The sequence below is a fragment of the Allobosea sp. P4_E12 genome (assembly GCF_056401655.1).
Window position 1 is genome coordinate 17,168 of the sequence record NZ_JBFUIY010000029.1, and the last position, 19,261, is coordinate 36,428.

Sequence of the window (19,261 nt, forward strand, 5' to 3'; positions counted from 1 at the left end):
GATCCGTCGCGGTCTTGCAGAAGCGCGATCGGGGCGCCCGACCCATCCCCCCACGTCTTACTCGCCGTCGGGCCTTGCCGTTCCCGAGATGGCTGCAAGGTAGCGTTCGATGGAAAGCTCGAAGATCTGCTTCGCCTGGGTCGGAATGACCCGGTCGAAGAAATGCCCGTAGGCTGCATCGAACGGATAAGGCGCGAGCGCTGCGCCAATCGCCTCGACTTCACGCGCCGAGAGCGGAATGAAGTTGGGATAGCCGCGCATGAACGAGAAATACTTCCGATCCAGCGTAATCGTCGCCGTGTCGGCTGTGAGCAGCGCACCACGACCGTTGGCGCCACCCGCCCAGTGCAGCACGGACGCGCCTGGAAAGTGCCCGCCGGTCCGCACGAGCGTCACGCCGGGCAACAGTTCCTGCGTATCGCCTTCCCAGAAGCTGATCGACGTCTCCTGCCGCATGATCCATTTGCGGTCAGCGCCGTGCAGATAGATCGGGATGTCGCCGAATGCGCGGCTCCAGTCGCCCATGCTGCTGTAGAAATGCGGATGGGAAATCGCGATCGCCTTGAGGCCGCCGAGGCCCTTGATCAGCGTGATCGTCGCAGCATCCAAGAGAGAAATGCAGTCCCATAAGACGTTCCCCTGAGGCGTGCAGACGAGGAGCGCGCGCTGTCCGATGCCGAACTGGGGCCGTGAACCGATGCCGATGATGCCGGGCTCATACTCGCGGAAGGCATTCAAATGACGAGCGGCGAGCCCTTGTGGCGTCGTCCAGCTCTGTCCGGCTTCTGGAACGAGCTGTCGCTCCTCTTCGCAAATCGGACAATTGACCGGCGGCTTTTCGCCCGGCGGGTACGATGTTCCGCAAGCCGTGCAGATAAAGGATGGCATATCGAGCTCCAAATGCGTGCCGCAGCAGGGCAAGAACATTGTTGTCAGCGTCCGAGATTGCTCCGCGGAACATCTGTGACGATCAGCTTCACGTCGGTATCGGTGATGCCGAACGGTTGAAGCGATCGACAGATGTTCGAACGCAGATCCCGCTTCTGGTCATCGGAACGACCTGCGAGCATCTTGATTTCGATGCGGCAGAATCGTTCGGATCGACCTGGCGCAACCAAGCGCGTGTTCTCGTCGCGGCAGTTGATAACGATATCGTTCTGTTCGGATTGAACGCCTAAAGGTTCAAACGTGGCGTCATTCACGGCGAGCATCAGCTCACGCTCGCGGCCACGCAACCAAGCTCCTGCCTCGATTCGAATACTTGGCATTACAGATCTTCCTCAGAAGAATAAATTAGTATTGTGTGGCAATTGTCTAATTTTTCTGCTGAGTAACTGCAATAAGCAGCGCAGAGATAAACTCTTCACTGCGAGAGAATAATCAAAGAGCTCAAGGGAAGCCGGAGGGGTCTTTCAGCTCATAGATGGGCCACTCCTGAGGCGCCATATGTCGGTTTCCGGGCAGAGCGCCGACGTCAGCTCCTGGCGGCCTTCTGCGGGCATCTGAAACGTCTGTGGCGCCGGGATGCCTTGCGCCGAGTTTGCGTACATCCAGGTTCGGGGCGGGGCCTCTTCGATAAAACGGTCGGAGAAGCCGTGCGCATCACCGGCACGATCCGCGATATCCGTGCGGCCACGAACCGAGGCGGCATGGGCCGCGAAACCGTCTGCGTGAGCTTCGGCAACGGCAATGTACTGGTTCTGACCGGAGGAGGGCGGAGCGTCCTAAAGCGAATGCGGGCTTCTGCGCGTCCCGGCTCTGGAGGCGAGCCCGGCTCCCGGAATGTCTTTGTGGGGTAGAGAGCGCCGGCTGGCCTTCGGCGGAGGTTGCCGATTTCCGGTGTGACCGTCGCTGCGGGGTGGAGGTGATCGAGAGCGGTGCTATGAATGAGGCACGCCCGGTGCGGATGCAATAAAGCCGCATTGCCGAGAGCATGCTGCGAAAAAGTGGCAACGGTTTTTCGCACCAAGCATGCTCTAAACTACAAGATTCGATCACCTGAATGACCGCCAACCATCATCTCTGTTCCAGCAACGGTTCCAGTGTCCTGAATGTCCGACAACGCCGCAATCGCATCCCGCATCGCCGCCGAGATCGGCGCGCGCCTGCCGCAGGCCGCCGCCGCCATTGCACTGATCGACGAGGGGGCGACCATTCCCTTCATCGCGCGCTATCGCAAGGAGGCGACCGGGGGGCTGGACGACACCCAACTGCGCCTGCTCGGAGAACGGCTGATCTATCTGCGCGAACTCGAAGGCCGACGCGGCGCCATTCTCGGGGCCATTCGCCAGCAGGAGAAGCTCACGCCTGAACTCGAGGCCTCGATCTCTGCCGCCACGACCAAGGCCGAGCTGGAGGACATCTATCTTCCCTTCAAGCCCAAGCGCCGCAACAAGGCAGAGATTGCGCGTGAGCGCGGCCTGGGGCCACTCGCCGAGGCGATCCTGGCCAATCGCCGGGCTGTCCCTGCCGAGCTGGCGGCGGCCTATCTCACCGACGACGTGGCTGACACCAAGAGCGCGCTCGACGGTGCCCGGGACATTCTCTCGGAGCAGTTCGCCCAGAATGCCGAGCTGCTCGGTCGTTTGCGCGGCTATCTCCATCAGAGGGCCGAGTTGCGTGCGCGCGTGATCGCAGGGAAGGAGGAGGCGGGCGCCAAATTCTCCGACTATTTCGATCACGTCGAGCGCTGGGCCAACGTGCCGAGCCATCGTGCGCTGGCCATGCTGCGGGGCCGTAACGAGGACATTCTGACGCTCGATATCGAAGCGGACAGGGATGATCCGCGCCCGCTCAAGCCGGTGATGCGCATGATCGCCGAGACCTACGCGATCGGCGACAGGTTGCCGGGCGATGCCTGGCTGATGGAGGTCGTCGGCTGGACCTGGCGGGCGAAGCTGTCGCTTCACCTCTCGGTGGACCTGATGACCGATCTGCGGATGAAGGCCGAAGCCGAGGCGATCAATGTCTTCGCCCGCAACCTCAAGAACCTGCTTCTGGCCGCACCGGCCGGATCGCGGGCGACGATGGGTCTCGATCCCGGCATCCGGACCGGCGTGAAGGTGGCGGTGGTCGACGGCACCGGCAAGCTCCTGGCCACCACGACCGTCTACCCATTCTCCCCGAGGAACGATGTTCGCGGCACGCAGGCCGAGCTTGCGAGCCTCATCCGCAGGCATGGCGTGGAACTCGTCTCCATCGGCAACGGGACCGGCAGTCGCGAGACCGAGAAGCTGGTCGCGGAGCTGCTCGGCGATCTGCCGCCGCCCAAGCCGATCAAGGTGGTCGTCTCGGAGGCCGGCGCCTCGGTCTATTCGGCCTCGGAACAGGCCGCCGCCGAGTTTCCGGGCCTCGACGTCACGCTGCGCGGCGCGGTTTCCATCGCAAGGCGCCTGCAGGACCCGTTGGCGGAGCTCGTCAAGATCGATCCGAAATCGATCGGCGTCGGCCAGTACCAGCACGATGTCGATCAGTATCATCTCGCCCGCGCGCTCGACGCCATGGTCGAGGATGCCGTGAACGCGGTCGGGGTCGACCTCAACACCGCCTCGGCCTCGCTGCTGGCGCGGGTATCGGGGCTCGGCGCTGCGCTGGCCGAAGCGATCGTCGCGCATCGCGATGTCAACGGACCGTTCGGTACGCGCCGCCAGTTGCTCTCCGTTGCCAGGCTCGGACCTCGGACCTTCGAGCAATGCGCCGGGTTCCTGCGCATCCGGGACGGATCTGAACCGCTCGACGCCTCATCGGTGCATCCGGAAGCCTATGGCGTCGCCCGCAAGATCGTCGCCGCCTGCGGGCGCGACCTGCGCTCCCTGATGGGTGACAGCGCTGTGCTGTCCGGGCTCGATCCTCGCAGCTTCGTCGACGATCGCTTCGGCTTGCCGACCGTGCGCGACATCATCGCCGAGCTCGACAAGCCGGGCCGCGACCCACGTCCTGCCTTCAAGACCGCGGCCTTCGCTGATGGCATCGACGACATGAAGGACCTCGAAGTCGGGATGACGCTGGAGGGCACGGTGACGAATGTTGCCGCCTTCGGCGCCTTCGTCGACATCGGCGTGCATCAGGACGGGCTCGTCCATGTCTCGCAGCTTGCCGAGCGCTTCGTGAAGGATGCGCATGAGGTGGTGAAGGTCGGCGACGTCGTGAAGGTGCGTGTCTTGGAGATCGACATCAAGCGCAAGCGCATCTCGCTGTCCATGCGCAGCGACGCAGGCGGCGACAGCTCGAAGGGGCCGCGTGAGACCGCGCGCCAGGATGCGCGCGGCGGCCAGGATGCTCGCGGCGGCCAGGGTGCTCGCGAAGGCAAGGACGCGCGCGACGGCAAGGGTAATCCGGGGCGGGGAGGGCCGGCGCGGACACCGCAGAAGGAAAGCCAGGGTTCTCTGGGGGCCGCCCTCATGGACGCGCTCAAGCGGCGATAGGGGGACCGGCCGTCGCGAAGCCTGGATCATCGGACCGGATATCGTATCCGGTCCGGGCCGACGACCGCTTTCGCCAGGGGCGGCAGGGTTTTGAAGCCGAACCGCCAACCCTTGGCCAAGCGGCCAACGGCAAGCGACAGCGCCGTGAACGACAGGCGGCAAGGCCCTCTCATGCCATGCGGAGCGGCTCTGGGGGGATCCGACCGGCATCATCGAGCGGCGCCGCGATGCGGTCGCTGACGACAACGCGGTCGCGCCCCTGTCCCTTTGCCTGGTAAAGCGCCGCGTCGGCCGCGGCGATCAGGCCGTCGCCCTGGCTGTCGTGCACGGGCAGTACCGCGAGACCGATCGAGGCGGTGATGCCGGCCAACGGCTCGCCGGACCAGGTCACGCGCATGCCGCGAACCGCGTCGAGCACTTCGCCCATGCGCTTGGTGGCCATGTCCAGCCCAGCCTCGGGGAGCAGGAGCAGAAACTCCTCACCGCCGAAGCGGCCGACAATGTCGCTCTTGCGGGTCGTCTTGCGCAGGATCTCGCCCATGTCGCGCAGGACGGCATCGCCGGCTTCGTGGCTATAGGTGTCGTTGATGCGCTTGAAATGGTCGAGGTCGAGGATGGCCAGGGAAAGCGGCTTGCCGCTGCGGGCGCTGCGGGCGATCTCCCGTGAGAGAGCGTCCTCGAGAAAACGTCGATTATGCAAGCCAGTAAGCGGGTCGCGCAGCGCCTGGCTGCGCAACTGCTCGCGCAGCTCGATATTGGCGATGGCCAGCGAGACCTGTTCGGCGAGCATCGTCGCGAGCTGCTGGGCCGAACCGTCGATGGCGGCCTGGCCGGTCTCGCGATAGAGCAGACCGAGCAGGTTGTTCTGGGCGATGAGCGGCTGGCAAACGACGTTCGATGGCGGTGCCGAGCAGCAGGCGGCGACATGGCCGCAGCTCAGGCCGCGGCTTGCTTCCGAGAGCGGAAAGGTCTGTCCCCGTCGCAGGGCCCAGCACTCGTCCGGATGGAACGATGCTGCATCAGCCTTGAGATCGCCCCAACGTGCGCCGCGGGTGACCAGATCGCGTGTTTCGTTGATCACGTAGAGCGCGCCGGCCTCGGCCGGGAAAAGGCGGCTGGCATAGCTCTTCACCGCCGCGAAGACCTCGTCCGACTTCTGGCAGGATTGCAGGATGCCGCTGAGCTCCGTGAGCAGCTCGATTTCCTCGGTGCGCGCTTCGGCGGCGTGGAGCGACGCGGTCAGGCGTTCATTGGCGATCTGCAGCTCGCGAGCGTGGCTGCGGCGTTCCTCTTCGACGAGCAGGGCGTCGGTCTTGTCCTGAATGACCCATAGGATTCCGCTTGGGCTGTTGCGCACGCCGGCAATCAGGGGCCTGCCATAGGCATCGACGAGGAAGGTCGTGCCGTCGGCGCGACGCAGGTGCAATTCCACACCGGCTGCGCCGTTACTGCGGATCTTGGCGAGCGCCACATCGAACGCTGCCGCGCTGTCCGATCCGGCAACGAGGGCCCCGATGTCGAGGCCGCTCAGATTCTCGGCCGCAAGCCCACAGAGTTCGGCGATCCGGCGATTGCCGCGCAGGACCTTGCGACCATCGGTGAACAGGATACCGGCCAGCGGATTCTCGACGAGGGCGCGCTGCTCGGCGTCCAGTTCGGTGAGATTGCCCGAGAGGCGGCGCGACCGCATCACGATCAAGGCCAGCAGCGCGGCCAGCAGGCTGATAATCGATCCGCTCGCCAGCACGAGATTGGGAACGATCCGATCGGCCTCGTAGCCCGAGCCCGGCCGGGCGGCGAACTGCACCAGCCACACCCTCTCGCCAACCACGAGCGAACGTTCCGCGGAAATCCCCGGAGCAGTCGTCGCGACCGGTGTGACCAGCCTGAGATTGGGTTCCAGGCTGTCATACATCAGCGTCGCGGCGTTGGACGGATCCTCCGGCTCGTCGGTGATGACGCCGTCGGGCGTCGCCTTGGCATAGCCGCGGTCGACGACACGGATATGCATCTGCTGCAGGCTCCTCAGGTCGAGCACCCCACGCATCAGATCGTTCACGCGATAGACGGCGGCGGCGAAGCCGCGCAGCGCCGCACGACGCTGGGCGACCGTCTGCACGGGTTCGCCGATGCGGTAGATCGGCGCGCGCAGGATGAAGCCCTGTCCTCCGGAGGTGTCCTGAACCAGCACGACGGGAGGCGTTGCAACGATACGCCCGCTTTCGGCAGCGCGGCGCAGGGAATCGAGTTGTATAGGGTTGGCGCCGGCGTCGAAGCCGAGGGAGGTCTCGTTGCCTTGCGGAGGCTCGACGGCTTCGACCACATTGTATGTCGGGCGATGGCCCTCGGGATGCACGGCGAAGTCCGGCTGCCCGCGCGGATCGAGGCTTGTGTCCGATCTCACCTCGGCGACGAAAAGGTCCAGTTCCGCCGGGGTGACATGGCGCAACGCCTGCAGTCCCTGGAAGCCCGGATAACGTCTCTTCAGATCAAGAACATCGACGTAACGGCGAAACTGAGCGCGGTCGACGCGTCCGACCGAGGCATAGAGGCCCTGCATGCTGACCAGCACTTCGGCGTGGGCGCGCAAGCGCTCGCCGATCGCGCTGGTTGTCTCGGCCGCGTCGGTCGTGAAGCGTCGCTGCATCTCGGTGGCGATCAGGCGCTCTGCCGCTGTCCGGGCCATGAAGGTTGCCGCCAACCCCGCGACGAGCACTGCAGCCGCAATGACGACTGTCCGCCTCATCGGAGGCTTCAGCAGATTCCTGAGGTCCATGGCTTGTGATCAGTCCCGGTCGGGGCCGCCTGGATGCGGCGATGCAGCAATTTGGCTGCACCATCCCTGACGACGATTGAGACTTGGTTGCCAAATCCGTGCGTTCCACTGCTGCTGCAGTGTTCGGGCCGGTTCAGTTTACAGCTCAAGGCCCCGCGGCAGGCTTGGCTGCCTGCCGGATATGCTGCCTATGATCGGCTCGCCCCTGCTCCATAACGGGGTTCCGGTTGACCTTCGGCCGGGCGCATGGTGGGCGATATCGTCGATCGAAAGGATCCACCTGCCGGACGTCAGCGGATTCGAGTTGGCCAGGAACATTGCCGCGCGGCGGGAGATGGGGATCATTCTGTTGACGGCGCGCACCGGTCGCGATGATCGCGTGCGCGGCTATGCCGAAGGAGCCGATCTCTATCTCACCAAGCCGGTCGACACCGAGGAGCTGGCCTTAGCGATCCTCAATCTCGGTCGACGCATGCGCCGCGGGCCGGTCGAAGCCGAAAACGGTCGAGGGGCGGGTGCGATCGAGGCGCCCGCAGGCGCCGCCTGGCGGCTCAATCGGCAGACACAAACGTTGCGCTCGCCGGACACCAGATCGGTGAAGCTTTCGGTTCGGGAGGTGATCCTGCTCGAGCATCTGGCGGCGCGACCGGACGAAACGGTTTCGCGGGACCTGATCATGGGCCTGTTCGGCCACGCCCGGATCGATCCCGAAAGCCGGCGTTTCGACGCGTTCCTGGCGCGCCTGCGTTCCAAGCTGAAAGGGGCAGGAATGGAATCCCCCCTGCAAGTGGTTCACAGCGCCGGCGTAAGACTGGTCAAGCAGATCGACGTTGTCTGACGGCGTTCGATCCGGCACTAGGTAGGAAAGACCACCTGAGGCCTACTAAACATCTGAGTTGAATGGGTTCCAGGCTTCACGATGTTTCCGAAAAATTCGGTGACGCGTGCTGGGCATCGCTCTGCAACTCCCAGTACTGTCCTCACAGGCTCCAGGTCCCCGGGACATTGCCCATTACCAGACGTTCTGAAAGTCGCGGGTGGGTGGGAAGCGGACGCCAGTGCTCGCGGCCTAATGCTCCGGAACTGGTCGTAGCAACTCGGGTTTGAAGAAACGGCTCGCAATGGCCGCCAAGATTATCGGCGCGAAACCGATCACCGCGGCAAATACCAGCAGGCCGACACTGCCGATTACCCCGGCCTTGAAAAACCCGTAGCCGGCGAAAAGCAAGACATGGGTAAGGGCTCCAGCCGCGTAAGCCACGCCTACGACCTTGCCACTGTACGGCCCGCGGATCGCGGAGGCGTAAATGACCCAGACGGATAGCGGAACAAACAAGACTGCCGCCGTCCAGAGGCCGGTATTGTAAGCGCCCTCCATGATGCCGCCCGCGGTGTGCACAAGTCCGTTGGCGAAGAGCAGCCCCCAGAAACTGAGGCCGATGAGAACGTTGCGCCGGAAGAGGTAGGCGGCTAGCGGCGCCCCAAACCACATCAAAGCGATGTTTACGACAGGGTAGAAAGCCAAGGGGATCGGGCAGTCCGGATACGGTGGGAAGCCGATCTTTTGGCAGATCATTTCCTGAATTGAGTAGTCGAGGCCCAGCACAGGCAGGCTGTATTCCTCGAACTGATGCAGCCAGTATAGCGGCACTGCGAGCCACACCAGCCAGGCTGGATCACGCCAGCGGGACACTGTGGGATTGCTGCGGAACGTGTCGGTGGTCAGCAAGATGGCGACCATCACAATCGCCCCGCCCAATCCCATGAATGGCCATACGGTGTAGAACCACATTCGCATCGTTCCCCGACACCCGCGGCTGATCGTAATGACCAGCCAGCCGGATTACCATTGTAACTTGAGCCGTTCGCGGGAGGCGCCATTGGTAGAAGCGGCTAACTACTTTATCCGGCGCTGGTACGACATTGGCTTGGTGATGGTCGTGCCCCTCGCAATCTTGGCGGTGGCAGGTGACCTCCTAACGGTGCAGCGTATACTGCTGTTAAACTCCGCGGTGTTGTTGCTCCACCAGTTCGAGGAGATGCGCTGGCCCGGCGGCTCGCCGTGGGTCCTAAACGAGGTGTTTAATGCCAGGGGAGGCCCAGCGGATCGCTATCCTCTCAATCAGGCCAATTGCGCGTTCATCAACGTCATGGGATGGGCGTTCTACATCGTTCCGGCGTTTTTCCCAGGCGCGGTGTGGCTCGGGCTTGCCCAAGTATTGTTCGGGATGGTCGGCCAGTTTGTCGTCCACGGCATCATCATCAACCGCAAGCTAAAGACCTTCTACAATCCCGGCCTCGCGGCGGTGGTGTTTGGTCATATCCCTCTTGGCCTCTGGTACCTGATCGAGGTCTACAGCCATCGTGTCGTCAGCGGCTGGGACTGGCTGTTCGGCCTGCTGTCACTCGGCCTTTTCGTTGGATTGATCATGCTTCGCGTCGGGTATGGCTTCATGGCCGACAAAAACACGAAATACCCGTTTGAGCCGCAGGAGATGGCAAGGTGGAACCGGGTAACGTGTCTCACCCGGGCTGGTATCGTCCCGTTGCCTTTGGCGCAGACGACGCCTAACAGGCGGAGCTGAACGTCTCCAATGGGTCGATTTTGTTGAAGAAGTCGGTGTTGCTGCGAGCYTGAGGTTCTGATTCAGTCGTCCTTGGGCGGAGGGCGGCGCGATGATGGGCGARCGGACGGTTGCGCAGGAGGCACTGTTCTACGAGTTCAGCCTTGAGCGGCATGTCCCGGCCAACCACCTGCTGCGCTCGATCGACCGCTTCGTCGATCTGTCCGGCATCCGTGCGCATCTACGTCCCTWCTACAGCGACACCGGCCGGCCTTCGATCGATCCCGAGCTGATGATCCGGATGCTGATCGTCGGCTACTGCTTCGGCATCCGCTCCGAGCGCAGGCTTTGCGACGAAGTGCATCTGAACCTCGCCTATCGCTGGTTCTTTAGGCGGGCATGTGTCAACTCCGTTTTTGTGTCGCGGTGGATCAGGAGCGCCCGGACGAGTTCAGGCTTCTTTGCGTGCTCGACGCTGACTGCGTCGGCGGACAGGATGGGTTGAGAAGGATCGAACGGCCTAGCTCTGCCTCGCGATCGGACCGGCGAATGCCGTGCCATCGCAACCAGCGATGCGTGCTCGTCCGACCCTCGCACCCTCCCAGGCGCTCTTCTCCGCCGCGGCGACGGAACTATGAAGGTCGATCGCTACGTGGACCTCCCCACTACGCGGCGGCCGAACCGGGCGTCGCTGACCAACGGAACTCGGTGCCGTCGGTCCACATGCGGTGCATGACGACGGCAAGCCGGCGTGCGAGAGCAACCTTCGCGACCTTCACGCTGCCTCGCTTCGCCAGCCGCGTCGCCCACGACCTCAGGGCCGACCAGGGACCGTGATGGAAGAGGACGTGGGCTGCCTGGTACAACGCGGTGCGGACCATCTCGTCGCCGCAGCGGCTGATGCGACCGTCGAAGTCGGTTTGTCCGGAGCTATAACGTCTCGGCGTCAGGCCAAAATGTGCGCCGACGTCTCTTGATCGCGAGAACCGCTCGGGAGCGTCGACACCGGTGCGATAGGTCAGCGCCACGACCACCCCGACACCGGGTATCGTCATCAGCCGGCGGCAGACCGGATCGCGTCGTGCAAACTGCCGGCACATGCGGTCCAGTTCCTCGAAAGCCTCGATCATCGTTTGACGGACGCGCAGCATTGGCTCCGTGATCGAGAGCAGGATTGGATGATCGGCGACGAGTTCCAAGACGCGCTCCTCGAAGGCTCTCCGCGTGACGATCCCGATGCGAAGCCCGAACACCTTCAGCGAGCCGCGGATTGCGTTCTCGATATCGTGCGATTTACTCAAAAGCTGCTGACGACTGACGAGCGCCATGCGCACTTGCTGTGCCTCGTCGCTTTTGATGTGGACCTGCCTGAACCATCCAAGGCGGAGAAGATGGGCGATCCCGCGCGCGTCGTTGCGGTCGGTCTTGTTCCTCATCGCACTCAGGCCGGCCTTCACATGGCGGCATTCGAGGCAGATCGCGGGATACCCGGCCTCGCGCAGCGCGCTGTGAAGCCATGATGATGTCGGGCCCGCTTCCAGGCCGACCCGTTTGAAGGGATGACCGAACCCCGCCAGCAAATCAGCGATGACCGCTGGCTCGGCGTCGATCTTCCGTTCGAGCAGGACATCGCCCGCGTCGTTGACGATGCAGACGTTCACGGTATCCAGGGACACATCCAGGCCAGCGAAATAGTCCATCACCGTCTCCATGGCAGGGCGTTGTGGGTCAAACCGCGCGACGCACTCTCGTCCTGGCGCGACCGCCCGCCTACTCCATCTCTGCCGGCTTGGCCTGGAGGGGGATGTGCCCGACCATTCCACCTTCTCGAAGAACCGGCACGGTCGCTTCCGCGACAGCGATCAAGTTCATCGTGATGCCCACCCCGGGCATCAGCGAAGTCCTGAAAGCCGAGTTGGATGCCGCCGGCGTGACCGGCGCGCATTATCAGCACTTTCCAGAGACCGACTGACAACTGCGTCGCCGACCGCAACGGGTCTATTTTGCTCCTTGGATCTCGGCGCGAAAGCTGACGTTTGCGCTTCCGCTTCAGTTACTCGTCAACTCTCACTTGCTCCCGCTCCGTCAAAGGAGCCGGAAGCTACCAAAAAAGCGGCATCAAATCTGGTGGTTTTTGCTACCTAATGCCGGTTCGATCAGCCTTCGTCATCCACGCGATGGCATCGTGCTCGTCGCGCTGCGCAGGCACCTGTCGGTCATCTCTGCCTATGCTGCGTTCGGGGGATCGCTGATTTGGTCGAAGTGGCATCTGGCCGCGCATGTCGCGCGTTTCCGCCCTGGCATCACCGTGCAGCGTTGGGGCCCGCGAGTTCGTTTGCCACTGAATCGAGTTCGCTGATGCCACCCTCGGCATCATAGAGGATCGCGCAACTTACATTTGGCATCTCACTGGCAAGATCAAGCGTGACGCGATATTTGGGGAACGATAACTTTAACCCGCCGATGATCCCGCGCTGGAAATCCTGAGTATTATTCTTGGATTCCATTTCAGCAAAGACCGCATCCACCTCCTTCGAAAGTGCGTCGGGCTCCAGATCCAGCTTTGATCTGTGAAGATAATTGGCTGCGGCGACCGAGAAGCACGCCGTGCCAAGATAGGTAAGCGGTGTGATCTGAAACTGATCGGCCCTGTTCATTTTCGCCGGATCGGTTTCCTTCAGGACAAAATTCGCGGAGAGCGATCCATCGGACCCATGGGTAACCGAGATATTGAAAGGGGTTTCGATCGAGCCGAACGCGTAGCATCCACCTGCCAGGCACATGTATTCGGCAGTCGGATCAGTCGGGAAGAACTGCGAGATGCCGTTTGCCGCGTACTCATCAGGATGGAGCTTCCATTCGGGCCTGAACGCGGTGGCCCGCAGGACGGCAATCAGGCTCTTCATCTGGCCGGCCAGAGACGGTTCCTGCCCCCGGGATGCGGCCGGACATGAGATGGCGGCCACGACAGCGACTGCAAGGCCGGTCAGGGACCTTGAGACACTGCGCGACATTGTTGCCCTCGCGGCCTGCTTCGCCATGGATCGAACTGTAGCGACAAGGGCACTCGCTTTCGAGCCGGGATGCGTGATCGCCATAACCGCGGTAGTCTTTGGTCGCCCTCCTGTTTCGTCGCCTCACGCGGCGGTGCGCCGCTCAGCATCGTCGCAAATCAAGTCAAAGCCCCAACAAGCGCTGCCCTGCCGTCAGGGACCGGATTTCCAGCGAGGTATTCGATGACGCTGCGACGCATCATGATTGCCGCATCCTCAGTCCTCCTGACGGCCTGCAATTCGGTTGGCTACTCGACCGGCTACTCGACCGGCCCCTGGGGGCCACGCAGCGCCTATGGCCCGGCACCTGGTTACCCCGCGCCCTGGGATGCGCCGCCATATGACGGTGTCGAAACGGAACCCTATTTCGATAACGGCGGCATGGATTCCTTCCGGACCGATGTCGCACCTCCCGCCGGACGCGTCGTGGTCGGACCACCACCGGACCCTGTTGCCCCGGGGCCTGATTACGCTCCGGAGCCTTATGAGGACGGCGAGCTTGCCCGGGAGGGAGAGGTGATCGAAGAGCGACCGCAGCCTGCTCGAAGGCTTGCGACGAACCAGCCCTCTGCCTCGCAGGCGATTCCACCTGCATCCAGCCCATCAGCCTACGTCGGTGCCTGGCGAGCTGTGGATGCCAGCGGAAAGGCCTGCAGGATTCAACTCTCCACCACGTCCTCGATCGACCTCTACAAGGCCTCCGTGAGTGGTTGCGCGGGATCTCCGCTTGAGACCGTCAACCTCTGGAGTTTCTCAGGAGGCAATGTCACGCTGTACTCGCGCGAGCGGGTCGTTGCCCGCCTTTCTGGTCAGGAGGCGAGCCTTTCAGGCTCGGTCGAAGCGGGTGGTGGCTCGCTTCGCATGACGCGGTGAAGCGGCGAACGCTTTTCCATCGCGCCGCCGGAACTCTTTGCCCGATTGAGCGTTTGGTTGCCGCCCAGGCTGGTACGCCCGTGCAGTTCGTCCGCGTCGGAAGCGATCTGCTCGTGCGCCCCCGACCGTACGGGCGTCTTCTTGGAGCGATCGAGACCTGCCGATGTCGACTGTTAATTTCCGCTTCCCCGGTGTGCTTAATTCGAAGGAGATGCTGGTTGCCGAGTCGATCCAGGCGCGTGCCTGGGATGCCGTCAGCCGCGACAACCGCCTCATCGGTGACGAGGCCGACGCTGCGAAAGCCAAACTTGGTGGCATCGTCGTTCGCCTGATGAGCGATGGCTCCAAATCCATCAACACCCTTGCCGCCGAGGCGGTCCAGACCTTCCGGGACAGCGCCGCCGGCGGATGAAGCACCAACGGGTGCAACGATGGGCGAGCGTCGGCTTCCCGAGCGTTGCGACGGCCGGGATGGTGACGCCGCAAAGCCGGCATCCGTCGCTGGACGATGGTGCAACCTGCGTTCTTGGCGCTTTGCAAACAGGAATCGTGACGTAAGAGTCAGGCGTTACGCTCGGAATCATCGCCGGCGCCCAGAAGCAGACGTCGGAAACGAGCCGGGTCATGGATGTGAAGAAGCCCGCGGCAGGCACTGGGCCGTTTGCGCCTCTCAACAACCTGACATTCCGGGCCATCTGGCTCGCCGGGCTGATCTCGGGGATGGGATGGCTCATCCAGACCATCGCGATGAGCTGGCTGATGGCGACCATCACGCCGTCCAGCGTCATGGTTGCCCTGGTTCAGGCGGCGACGAACCTGCCGGCTTTCATTCTGTCGATCTTCGCCGGTGCCATCGTCGACAATTTCAATCGGCGCAAGGTGATGCTGGCGGCGCGGTCCTTGATGGCCGTGACCGCTGCCGTGCTGACGATCCTCGTCGCACTTGGCATGATCAACCCCTGGATCATCCTGTTCTTCAGCTTCCTCGCGGGCTGCGGCATCGCCTTCAACGACCCGGCCTGGCAAGCGTCCGTCGGCGATATCGTCGATCGAAAGGATCTTGCCGCGGCCGTGACGCTGACATCCGTCGGGTTCAACACGGTGCGCAGCGTGGGGCCGGCTCTCGGGGGCATCGTTCTCGCGTCCTTCGGCCCCCTGACGGCGTTTTGCCTGTACACGCTTGGCCATCTCGCGCCGCTGATCGTGGTCTGGCGCTCCCGGTGGAAAGTCCCCGCCTCGAGGCTGCCACCCGAAGCGATGCTGACGGCGATCTCCGACGGCATTCGCTTCACGTCGCTGTCTTCGGAGATCAAGGCGGCGATCGCGCGCGGCTTCCTGTTCGGGCTCGCGGGCATCGCCATCCTCGCGCTCCTGCCGTTGGTGGTTCGCGATCAGCTGAAACAGGGAGCTGTCGCCTATGGCACCCTGATGGCCGGCTTCGGCGCAGGAGCGCTGCTGGCGGGCCTGACCTCGACGGCGCTCAGGCGAAAACTGTCGGACGAACAGCTCCTGAAGCTGGCTTGCATCGCGTGCGCGACATGCACGATCAGTCTTTCGCTGACGAAAACCCCGGCTGTCGCGGCGGTTGCCCTCATGCTCGGCGGCGCCGGATGGGTTTTGGGCTGGTCGGGCCTGAGCATCAGCGTGCAATGGGCGAGCCCCCGTTGGGTCGTCGGCCGGACGATTTCGATGTATTACGCTCTCACCTCATGCGGGCTCGCCGCGGGGAGCTGGCTTTGGGGGATGGTCACCGAGAGCTATTCCTTGAGCCTTGCCTTGCAGGCCTCGGCCGCAGCCTCTCTTGGCGTCGCCGTTCTCGGTCTTCTCCTGCCCATCCATCAGCGCAAGGACTCTGATGTTTCGACGCACGAGACCTTCGAGGCGCCCGCGATCAACCTCGATCTGAAGCCGCGAAGCGGTCCGATTGCCGTCAGGATCGAGTATCGGATCGCCGCCGATCAGATTGAGAATTTTCTGGCCCTGATGCTGCAGCGCCGGCGCGCCCAAGGGCGCAACGGCGCCCGCAGATGGATTTTGACGCGCAATCTGCGCGATACCGCCGTCTGGACCGAGTCGTTCCACACGCCCACCTGGAACGATTATCTGCGTTTCAATTACCGCCAGACCGCAGCCGACAGAGCCCTGAATGCCATCCTCGTTGATCTGCATATGGGGCATGAGGCACCGGACGTGACCCTCGCGATCGAACGGCCCACCGCCACGCCGCGCAAGGCCGATGTCTTCCGGCCCGACACCCCCCACACCTGAACGCCGCCATTCCTTGAAACCGGCCGATCGCTCGGCCAGGCACCGGGAGCGGGCTCCGGCCAGTCGCGAGGGCCGCGTGGCTGCCTGCAAGGAGGCGGCCAGACCTGGCGCCGGAGCGGCCTGAGCTCACATCGAGCCGGGCCTCTGCATCTCGAATGGTCCCATCGGCCAACGGAAGCAGTCGCGCATGATTTCGTCGACCTGGTCTTCCGAGGCGACGCCTTCCTCGACCACGCGCCGCGCCTCGATGCGGACGGCCCGGTTGATGCGGTTGGCGACATAGCCCCAGCTATCGGGCTGGTCCTTGACGACGATCGGGTTCTTGCCGCAGCGACGTGCCAATGCGCTGACATAGTCGATCGCGTCCTGCGCCGTCCGCGGATGCGCAACGAGCTCGGCGAGCCGGATCACCGCAACCGGCTGGGCCCAGTGCCAGCCGAGCACGCGCTCGGGCCGGCCTGTCGCCCAGGCCAGGGCCGTGATCGGCAGTCCCGCCGCGTTCGAGGTCAGGATGGCGGCGGGCGGGGCGGCCTGGTCGAGGCGGCGGAAGACGTCGCATTTCAGCGTCAGGTCTTCCGGCACGGCCTCTATGGCGAGGTCGATCCCGGCGCAGGCATCCTCCAGCGAGGTCGTCGTGGTGATGCGTGCGAGCGCGTCATTCGCCGCTTGCGCCGTGACCTTGCCGCGCTCGACTCCGCGGCGCAGGCCGAAGCGACCGTTCTCGATCGTGTCGAGCGAGGCCTGCAGGCGCTGCTCTGCGATGTCGTTCAGGCGCACGCGACACCCGGCGAGCGCGAGCGACTGAGCGATGCCGGTGCCCATGATGCCGGCCCCGATCACGGCGACGAGAGGGGATATTGCGGGTTCGTTCACAGCAAGTGCTCCTTCAGGAAGATGTTGATGTCGCGCGGCGGCAGCAGCCGTCCGCGCAGCGCCGCGTCGAGGGTCTCCGGCGACCAGCGGCGCGGTGCGCGCACGCGTTGCGTAACCGCCGCGATGTCCATCAGCAGGACCTCCCGCCCGATCAGGTGGAAGACCTGCGCATTGGCGGGGCAGGCGGCTTCCGCCAGCCAGGCGATGAGGGGAGAGACGTTGTCGGGCGCCATCACGTCGAAGCTGCCATCGGCGGGTGCATCCTCGATCGTGGCTTCGCTGATGCGCGTGCGCGCCGAGGGCGAGACGACGTTGGAGCGGACGCCGTAGCGGGCACCCTCGAGTGAAATGGTCGAGGACAGGGCGACGACGGCAAGCTTGGCGCTGGCATAGTTCGCCTGCCCGATGTTGCCGGCGAAGGCGGAGGCCGAGCTGGTGTGGATGACGCTGGCAGTGACCGCCTCGCCGCGCTTGTGCCGCTCGCGCCAATAAGCGAGCGCATGGCGCGCCGGCGCAGCGTGGCCCTTGAGATGAACGCGGATCACGGCGTCCCACTCGGCCTCCGACATGTTGGCGAGCGTGCGGTCGCGCAGGATGCCGGCATTGTTCACGAGCACGTCGAGCCGGCCGAAGCGCGACACGGCGAATGCGACCAGTGCCGCCGCCTCGTCCCAGTCGGCAACGTCATGTGCGCTGGCGACGGCCTGCCCGCCCTGCGCGCGGATGGTGGCGACGACCTCGTCGGCCGGGCGGGCGTCGTGGCCTGCTCCGTCGAGCGCGGCGCCACGATCATTGACGATCACGGCGGCGCCCTGCGCGGCCAGCGCCAGCGCATGCGCCCGCCCAAGTCCGCGCCCGGCCCCGGTGACGATCGCGACGCGGTCCCGCAGCCTCACGAGGTCAACCTCTCGAAGGCGGGGAAGGGCGGCGCGTCCTCGCGCTCGCGCCAGACCAGCCTGACCCGGTCACCGATGCTGCAGGCCGGGCCATCGATGCCCGCGAGCAGGCGCGGCCCTGCATCGAGCGTCACCAGCGCGACCTGATAGGGCGGCGGCAGGAGATCGGAGACCGGAATCCGCACGGTGGTGATCGAATAGACTTCTCCCGCGCCAGTGACATCGACCCAGTCGAGCTCGCGGCCCTCGCAGGAGAGGCAGAACGGCCGCGGGTAGAACTGATGCTGGCTGCAGCCGCGGCAGCGCTGGACCGCGAGGCGCCTCTCGCTAGCAGCCTCCCAGAACGGCCAGAGAAAGGGGTCCTCGACCTTGAAGGCGTGATCAGTCATGGGCCAGAACCACCGTGCTCGCAGTTGACAGGAAGCCGCCGGTGCCGTGCGCCACGCCGATGCGCGCGTCGGGCACCTGGCGTTCGCCGGCCTCGCCTCGCAGCTGGCGGACCGCCTCGATCAGCAGCATCAGGCCGAGCGCACCGGGATGATTGTAGGAGAGCCCGCCGCCCGAGGTCATCGAGGGCAGGGAGCCGCCGGGGCGCAATGCGCCCGATTGCGCGAAGGCGCCGCCTTCTCCAGGCTTGCAGAAGCCGAGGTCCTCGAGCGCGATCAGCACGCTGATCGTGAAGGAATCATAGGGTTGGAAGACGTCGACATCGGCCGGTCGGATGCCGGCCATGGCGAAGGCTTCCGGCCCGCAGCGCCGCCCCGGCATGCCTTCCCGGTCGAGCTCCGGCATCTGGGAGACCAGCCAGTGGTTCTGGCTCTGCGCTGCGCCGATGACCCGCACGGCCTTCTTGGCGGCGTCGCGGGCGCGCTCGGCGGTGGTGACCACGATCGCCCCGCCGCCATCGGTGACGAGGCAGCAGTCGAGCCGGGTCAGCGGATCGCAGATCGGCGCCGAGGACAGGACCTGGTCGATGCTCAGCGGCTTGCGGCTCCAGGCCTTGGGGTTGCGCATCGCCCACATCCGGGAGGCGACGGCGACTTCCGCCATCTGCTCGCGCGTGGTGCCGAACAGGTGCATGTGCCTTGCCGCATAGAGTGCGTAGCGCCCGATCGGTGCCGGCAGCCCGGTCGGAACCTCGAGCTGCTGCAGCATCGGCACGCCCATGCCACCGGAAGGCGGCTCGCGATGGCGGGCGCGCCGGCTGCGCTGGCGCGAGGCATAGGTGATCAGGGCCACCTCGCAGAACCCGGCATTGATGGCCGCGATCGCCTTGTGAACGTGGGCTTCGAAGGCCGCGCCGCCGAAATCGGTGGAATCGGCGTAGCGCGGCTGGATGCCGAGATATTCCCCGACCTGGACCGAGCCTTCCTCGCCCATATAGTTGACGAAGAGGCCGTCGACGTCGCGGATCGACATTCCGGCCTCTGCCAGGGCCTCGGCCGCGGCCAGTGCGATCATCGAGAGTTCGTTATGGTCGTGGACCTCGCCCAACGGCGTCTCCGCTGCGCCGGCGATGTAGACGGGACGCATC

General features: G+C 64.5%; 17 protein-coding genes and 1 pseudogene. 8 read left to right on the plus strand and 10 right to left on the minus strand.

Annotation, left to right across the window (positions count from 1 at the left end; all coding sequences use genetic code 11):
• Positions 1 to 57: 57 nt before the first annotated feature.
• Both AC1DW9_RS27700 and AC1DW9_RS27705 read right to left on the minus strand, forming a co-directional pair.
• Positions 58 to 888, minus strand: a complete 831-nt coding sequence (locus AC1DW9_RS27700; protein WP_476776402.1) for an MBL fold metallo-hydrolase — start codon at positions 886 to 888, stop codon at positions 58 to 60.
• A 44-nt stretch (positions 889 to 932) separates the two neighbouring features.
• Positions 933 to 1,235, minus strand: a complete 303-nt coding sequence (locus tag AC1DW9_RS27705) for a tautomerase family protein (protein ID WP_476776403.1) — start codon at positions 1,233 to 1,235, stop codon at positions 933 to 935.
• An 816-nt stretch (positions 1,236 to 2,051) separates the two neighbouring features.
• Here AC1DW9_RS27705 and AC1DW9_RS27710 point away from each other — a divergent pair.
• Positions 2,052 to 4,424 carry a Tex family protein gene (locus tag AC1DW9_RS27710; RefSeq protein WP_476776404.1) on the plus strand — a complete coding sequence of 791 codons (2,373 nt, stop codon included), beginning with the start codon at positions 2,052 to 2,054 and terminating at the stop codon, positions 4,422 to 4,424.
• 169 nt (positions 4,425 to 4,593) lie between these two features.
• Here AC1DW9_RS27710 and AC1DW9_RS27715 read toward each other — a convergent pair whose 3' ends face one another.
• Entirely contained in the window at positions 4,594 to 7,170 is a 2,577-nt protein-coding gene (locus AC1DW9_RS27715) for a diguanylate cyclase (RefSeq protein ID WP_476776405.1), read from the minus strand.
• Positions 7,171 to 7,390: 220 nt separating this feature from the next.
• Between AC1DW9_RS27715 and AC1DW9_RS27720 the strand changes: the two genes are divergently transcribed.
• Positions 7,391 to 8,038 (plus strand): response regulator transcription factor, encoded by a 648-nt coding sequence (locus tag AC1DW9_RS27720; protein ID WP_476776406.1) that lies wholly within the window; start codon positions 7,391 to 7,393, stop codon positions 8,036 to 8,038.
• 231 nt (positions 8,039 to 8,269) lie between these two features.
• On the opposite strand, the gene AC1DW9_RS27725 is transcribed toward AC1DW9_RS27720, so the two are convergent.
• Complete coding sequence (locus AC1DW9_RS27725; RefSeq protein ID WP_476776407.1) at positions 8,270 to 8,992, minus strand: HXXEE domain-containing protein; 723 nt, start codon at positions 8,990 to 8,992, stop codon at positions 8,270 to 8,272.
• A gap of 34 nt (positions 8,993 to 9,026) precedes the next feature.
• Between AC1DW9_RS27725 and AC1DW9_RS27730 the strand changes: the two genes are divergently transcribed.
• Together AC1DW9_RS27730 and AC1DW9_RS27735 are read left to right on the plus strand one after the other, a co-directional pair.
• Entirely contained in the window at positions 9,027 to 9,785 is a 759-nt protein-coding gene (locus tag AC1DW9_RS27730) for an HXXEE domain-containing protein (protein ID WP_476776408.1), read from the plus strand.
• 91 nt (positions 9,786 to 9,876) lie between these two features.
• Positions 9,877 to 10,158: pseudogene (locus AC1DW9_RS27735) on the plus strand (transposase); the annotation flags it as partial.
• Between the two features lie 271 nt (positions 10,159 to 10,429).
• On the opposite strand, the gene AC1DW9_RS27740 reads toward AC1DW9_RS27735, so the two are convergent.
• Positions 10,430 to 11,464 carry an IS110 family RNA-guided transposase gene (locus tag AC1DW9_RS27740; RefSeq protein WP_476776409.1) on the minus strand — a complete coding sequence of 345 codons (1,035 nt, stop codon included), beginning with the start codon at positions 11,462 to 11,464 and terminating at the stop codon, positions 10,430 to 10,432.
• Positions 11,465 to 11,568: 104 nt separating this feature from the next.
• On the opposite strand from AC1DW9_RS27740, the gene AC1DW9_RS27745 reads away from it, so the two are divergent.
• A complete protein-coding gene (locus tag AC1DW9_RS27745) occupies positions 11,569 to 11,736 on the plus strand; it encodes a hypothetical protein (protein ID WP_476776468.1) in 168 nt (55 codons plus the stop codon).
• Positions 11,737 to 12,067: 331 nt separating this feature from the next.
• Here the strand turns inward: AC1DW9_RS27745 and AC1DW9_RS27750 are convergent, their stop codons facing one another.
• Positions 12,068 to 12,670 carry a hypothetical protein gene (locus AC1DW9_RS27750; RefSeq protein WP_476776410.1) on the minus strand — a complete coding sequence of 201 codons (603 nt, stop codon included), beginning with the start codon at positions 12,668 to 12,670 and terminating at the stop codon, positions 12,068 to 12,070.
• A 330-nt stretch (positions 12,671 to 13,000) separates the two neighbouring features.
• Between AC1DW9_RS27750 and AC1DW9_RS27755 the strand changes: the two genes are divergently transcribed.
• The 3 genes from AC1DW9_RS27755 to AC1DW9_RS27765 all read left to right on the plus strand — a co-directional run bounded on the left by AC1DW9_RS27755 (position 13,001) and on the right by AC1DW9_RS27765 (position 15,958).
• The gene (locus AC1DW9_RS27755; protein WP_476776411.1) at positions 13,001 to 13,690 is read left to right on the plus strand and encodes an AprI/Inh family metalloprotease inhibitor; all 690 of its coding nucleotides are present in this window, start codon (positions 13,001 to 13,003) and stop codon (positions 13,688 to 13,690) included.
• 163 nt (positions 13,691 to 13,853) lie between these two features.
• Positions 13,854 to 14,102, plus strand: a complete 249-nt coding sequence (locus AC1DW9_RS27760) for a hypothetical protein (RefSeq protein ID WP_476776412.1) — start codon at positions 13,854 to 13,856, stop codon at positions 14,100 to 14,102.
• A 212-nt stretch (positions 14,103 to 14,314) separates the two neighbouring features.
• Positions 14,315 to 15,958, plus strand: a complete 1,644-nt coding sequence (locus AC1DW9_RS27765) for an MFS transporter (RefSeq protein ID WP_476776413.1) — start codon at positions 14,315 to 14,317, stop codon at positions 15,956 to 15,958.
• Between the two features lie 126 nt (positions 15,959 to 16,084).
• Here the strand turns inward: AC1DW9_RS27765 and AC1DW9_RS27770 are convergent, their stop codons facing one another.
• From AC1DW9_RS27770 to AC1DW9_RS27785, 4 genes are read right to left on the minus strand one after another with little or no spacing between them, the layout of a single operon-like run.
• Complete coding sequence (locus AC1DW9_RS27770) at positions 16,085 to 16,831, minus strand: 3-hydroxyacyl-CoA dehydrogenase family protein (protein ID WP_476776414.1); 747 nt, start codon at positions 16,829 to 16,831, stop codon at positions 16,085 to 16,087.
• Complete coding sequence (locus AC1DW9_RS27775) at positions 16,828 to 17,727, minus strand: SDR family NAD(P)-dependent oxidoreductase (RefSeq protein WP_476776415.1); 900 nt, start codon at positions 17,725 to 17,727, stop codon at positions 16,828 to 16,830. The genes AC1DW9_RS27770 and AC1DW9_RS27775 overlap by 4 nt, the downstream gene beginning before the upstream one ends.
• Entirely contained in the window at positions 17,724 to 18,116 is a 393-nt protein-coding gene (locus AC1DW9_RS27780; RefSeq protein WP_476776416.1) for a Zn-ribbon domain-containing OB-fold protein, read from the minus strand. Before AC1DW9_RS27780 ends, AC1DW9_RS27775 begins: the two co-directional genes overlap by 4 nt.
• Positions 18,109 to 19,260 (minus strand): acetyl-CoA acetyltransferase, encoded by a 1,152-nt coding sequence (locus AC1DW9_RS27785; protein ID WP_476776462.1) that lies wholly within the window; start codon positions 19,258 to 19,260, stop codon positions 18,109 to 18,111. Before AC1DW9_RS27785 ends, AC1DW9_RS27780 begins: the two co-directional genes overlap by 8 nt.
• Between the last annotated feature and the right edge of the window lies 1 nt (position 19,261).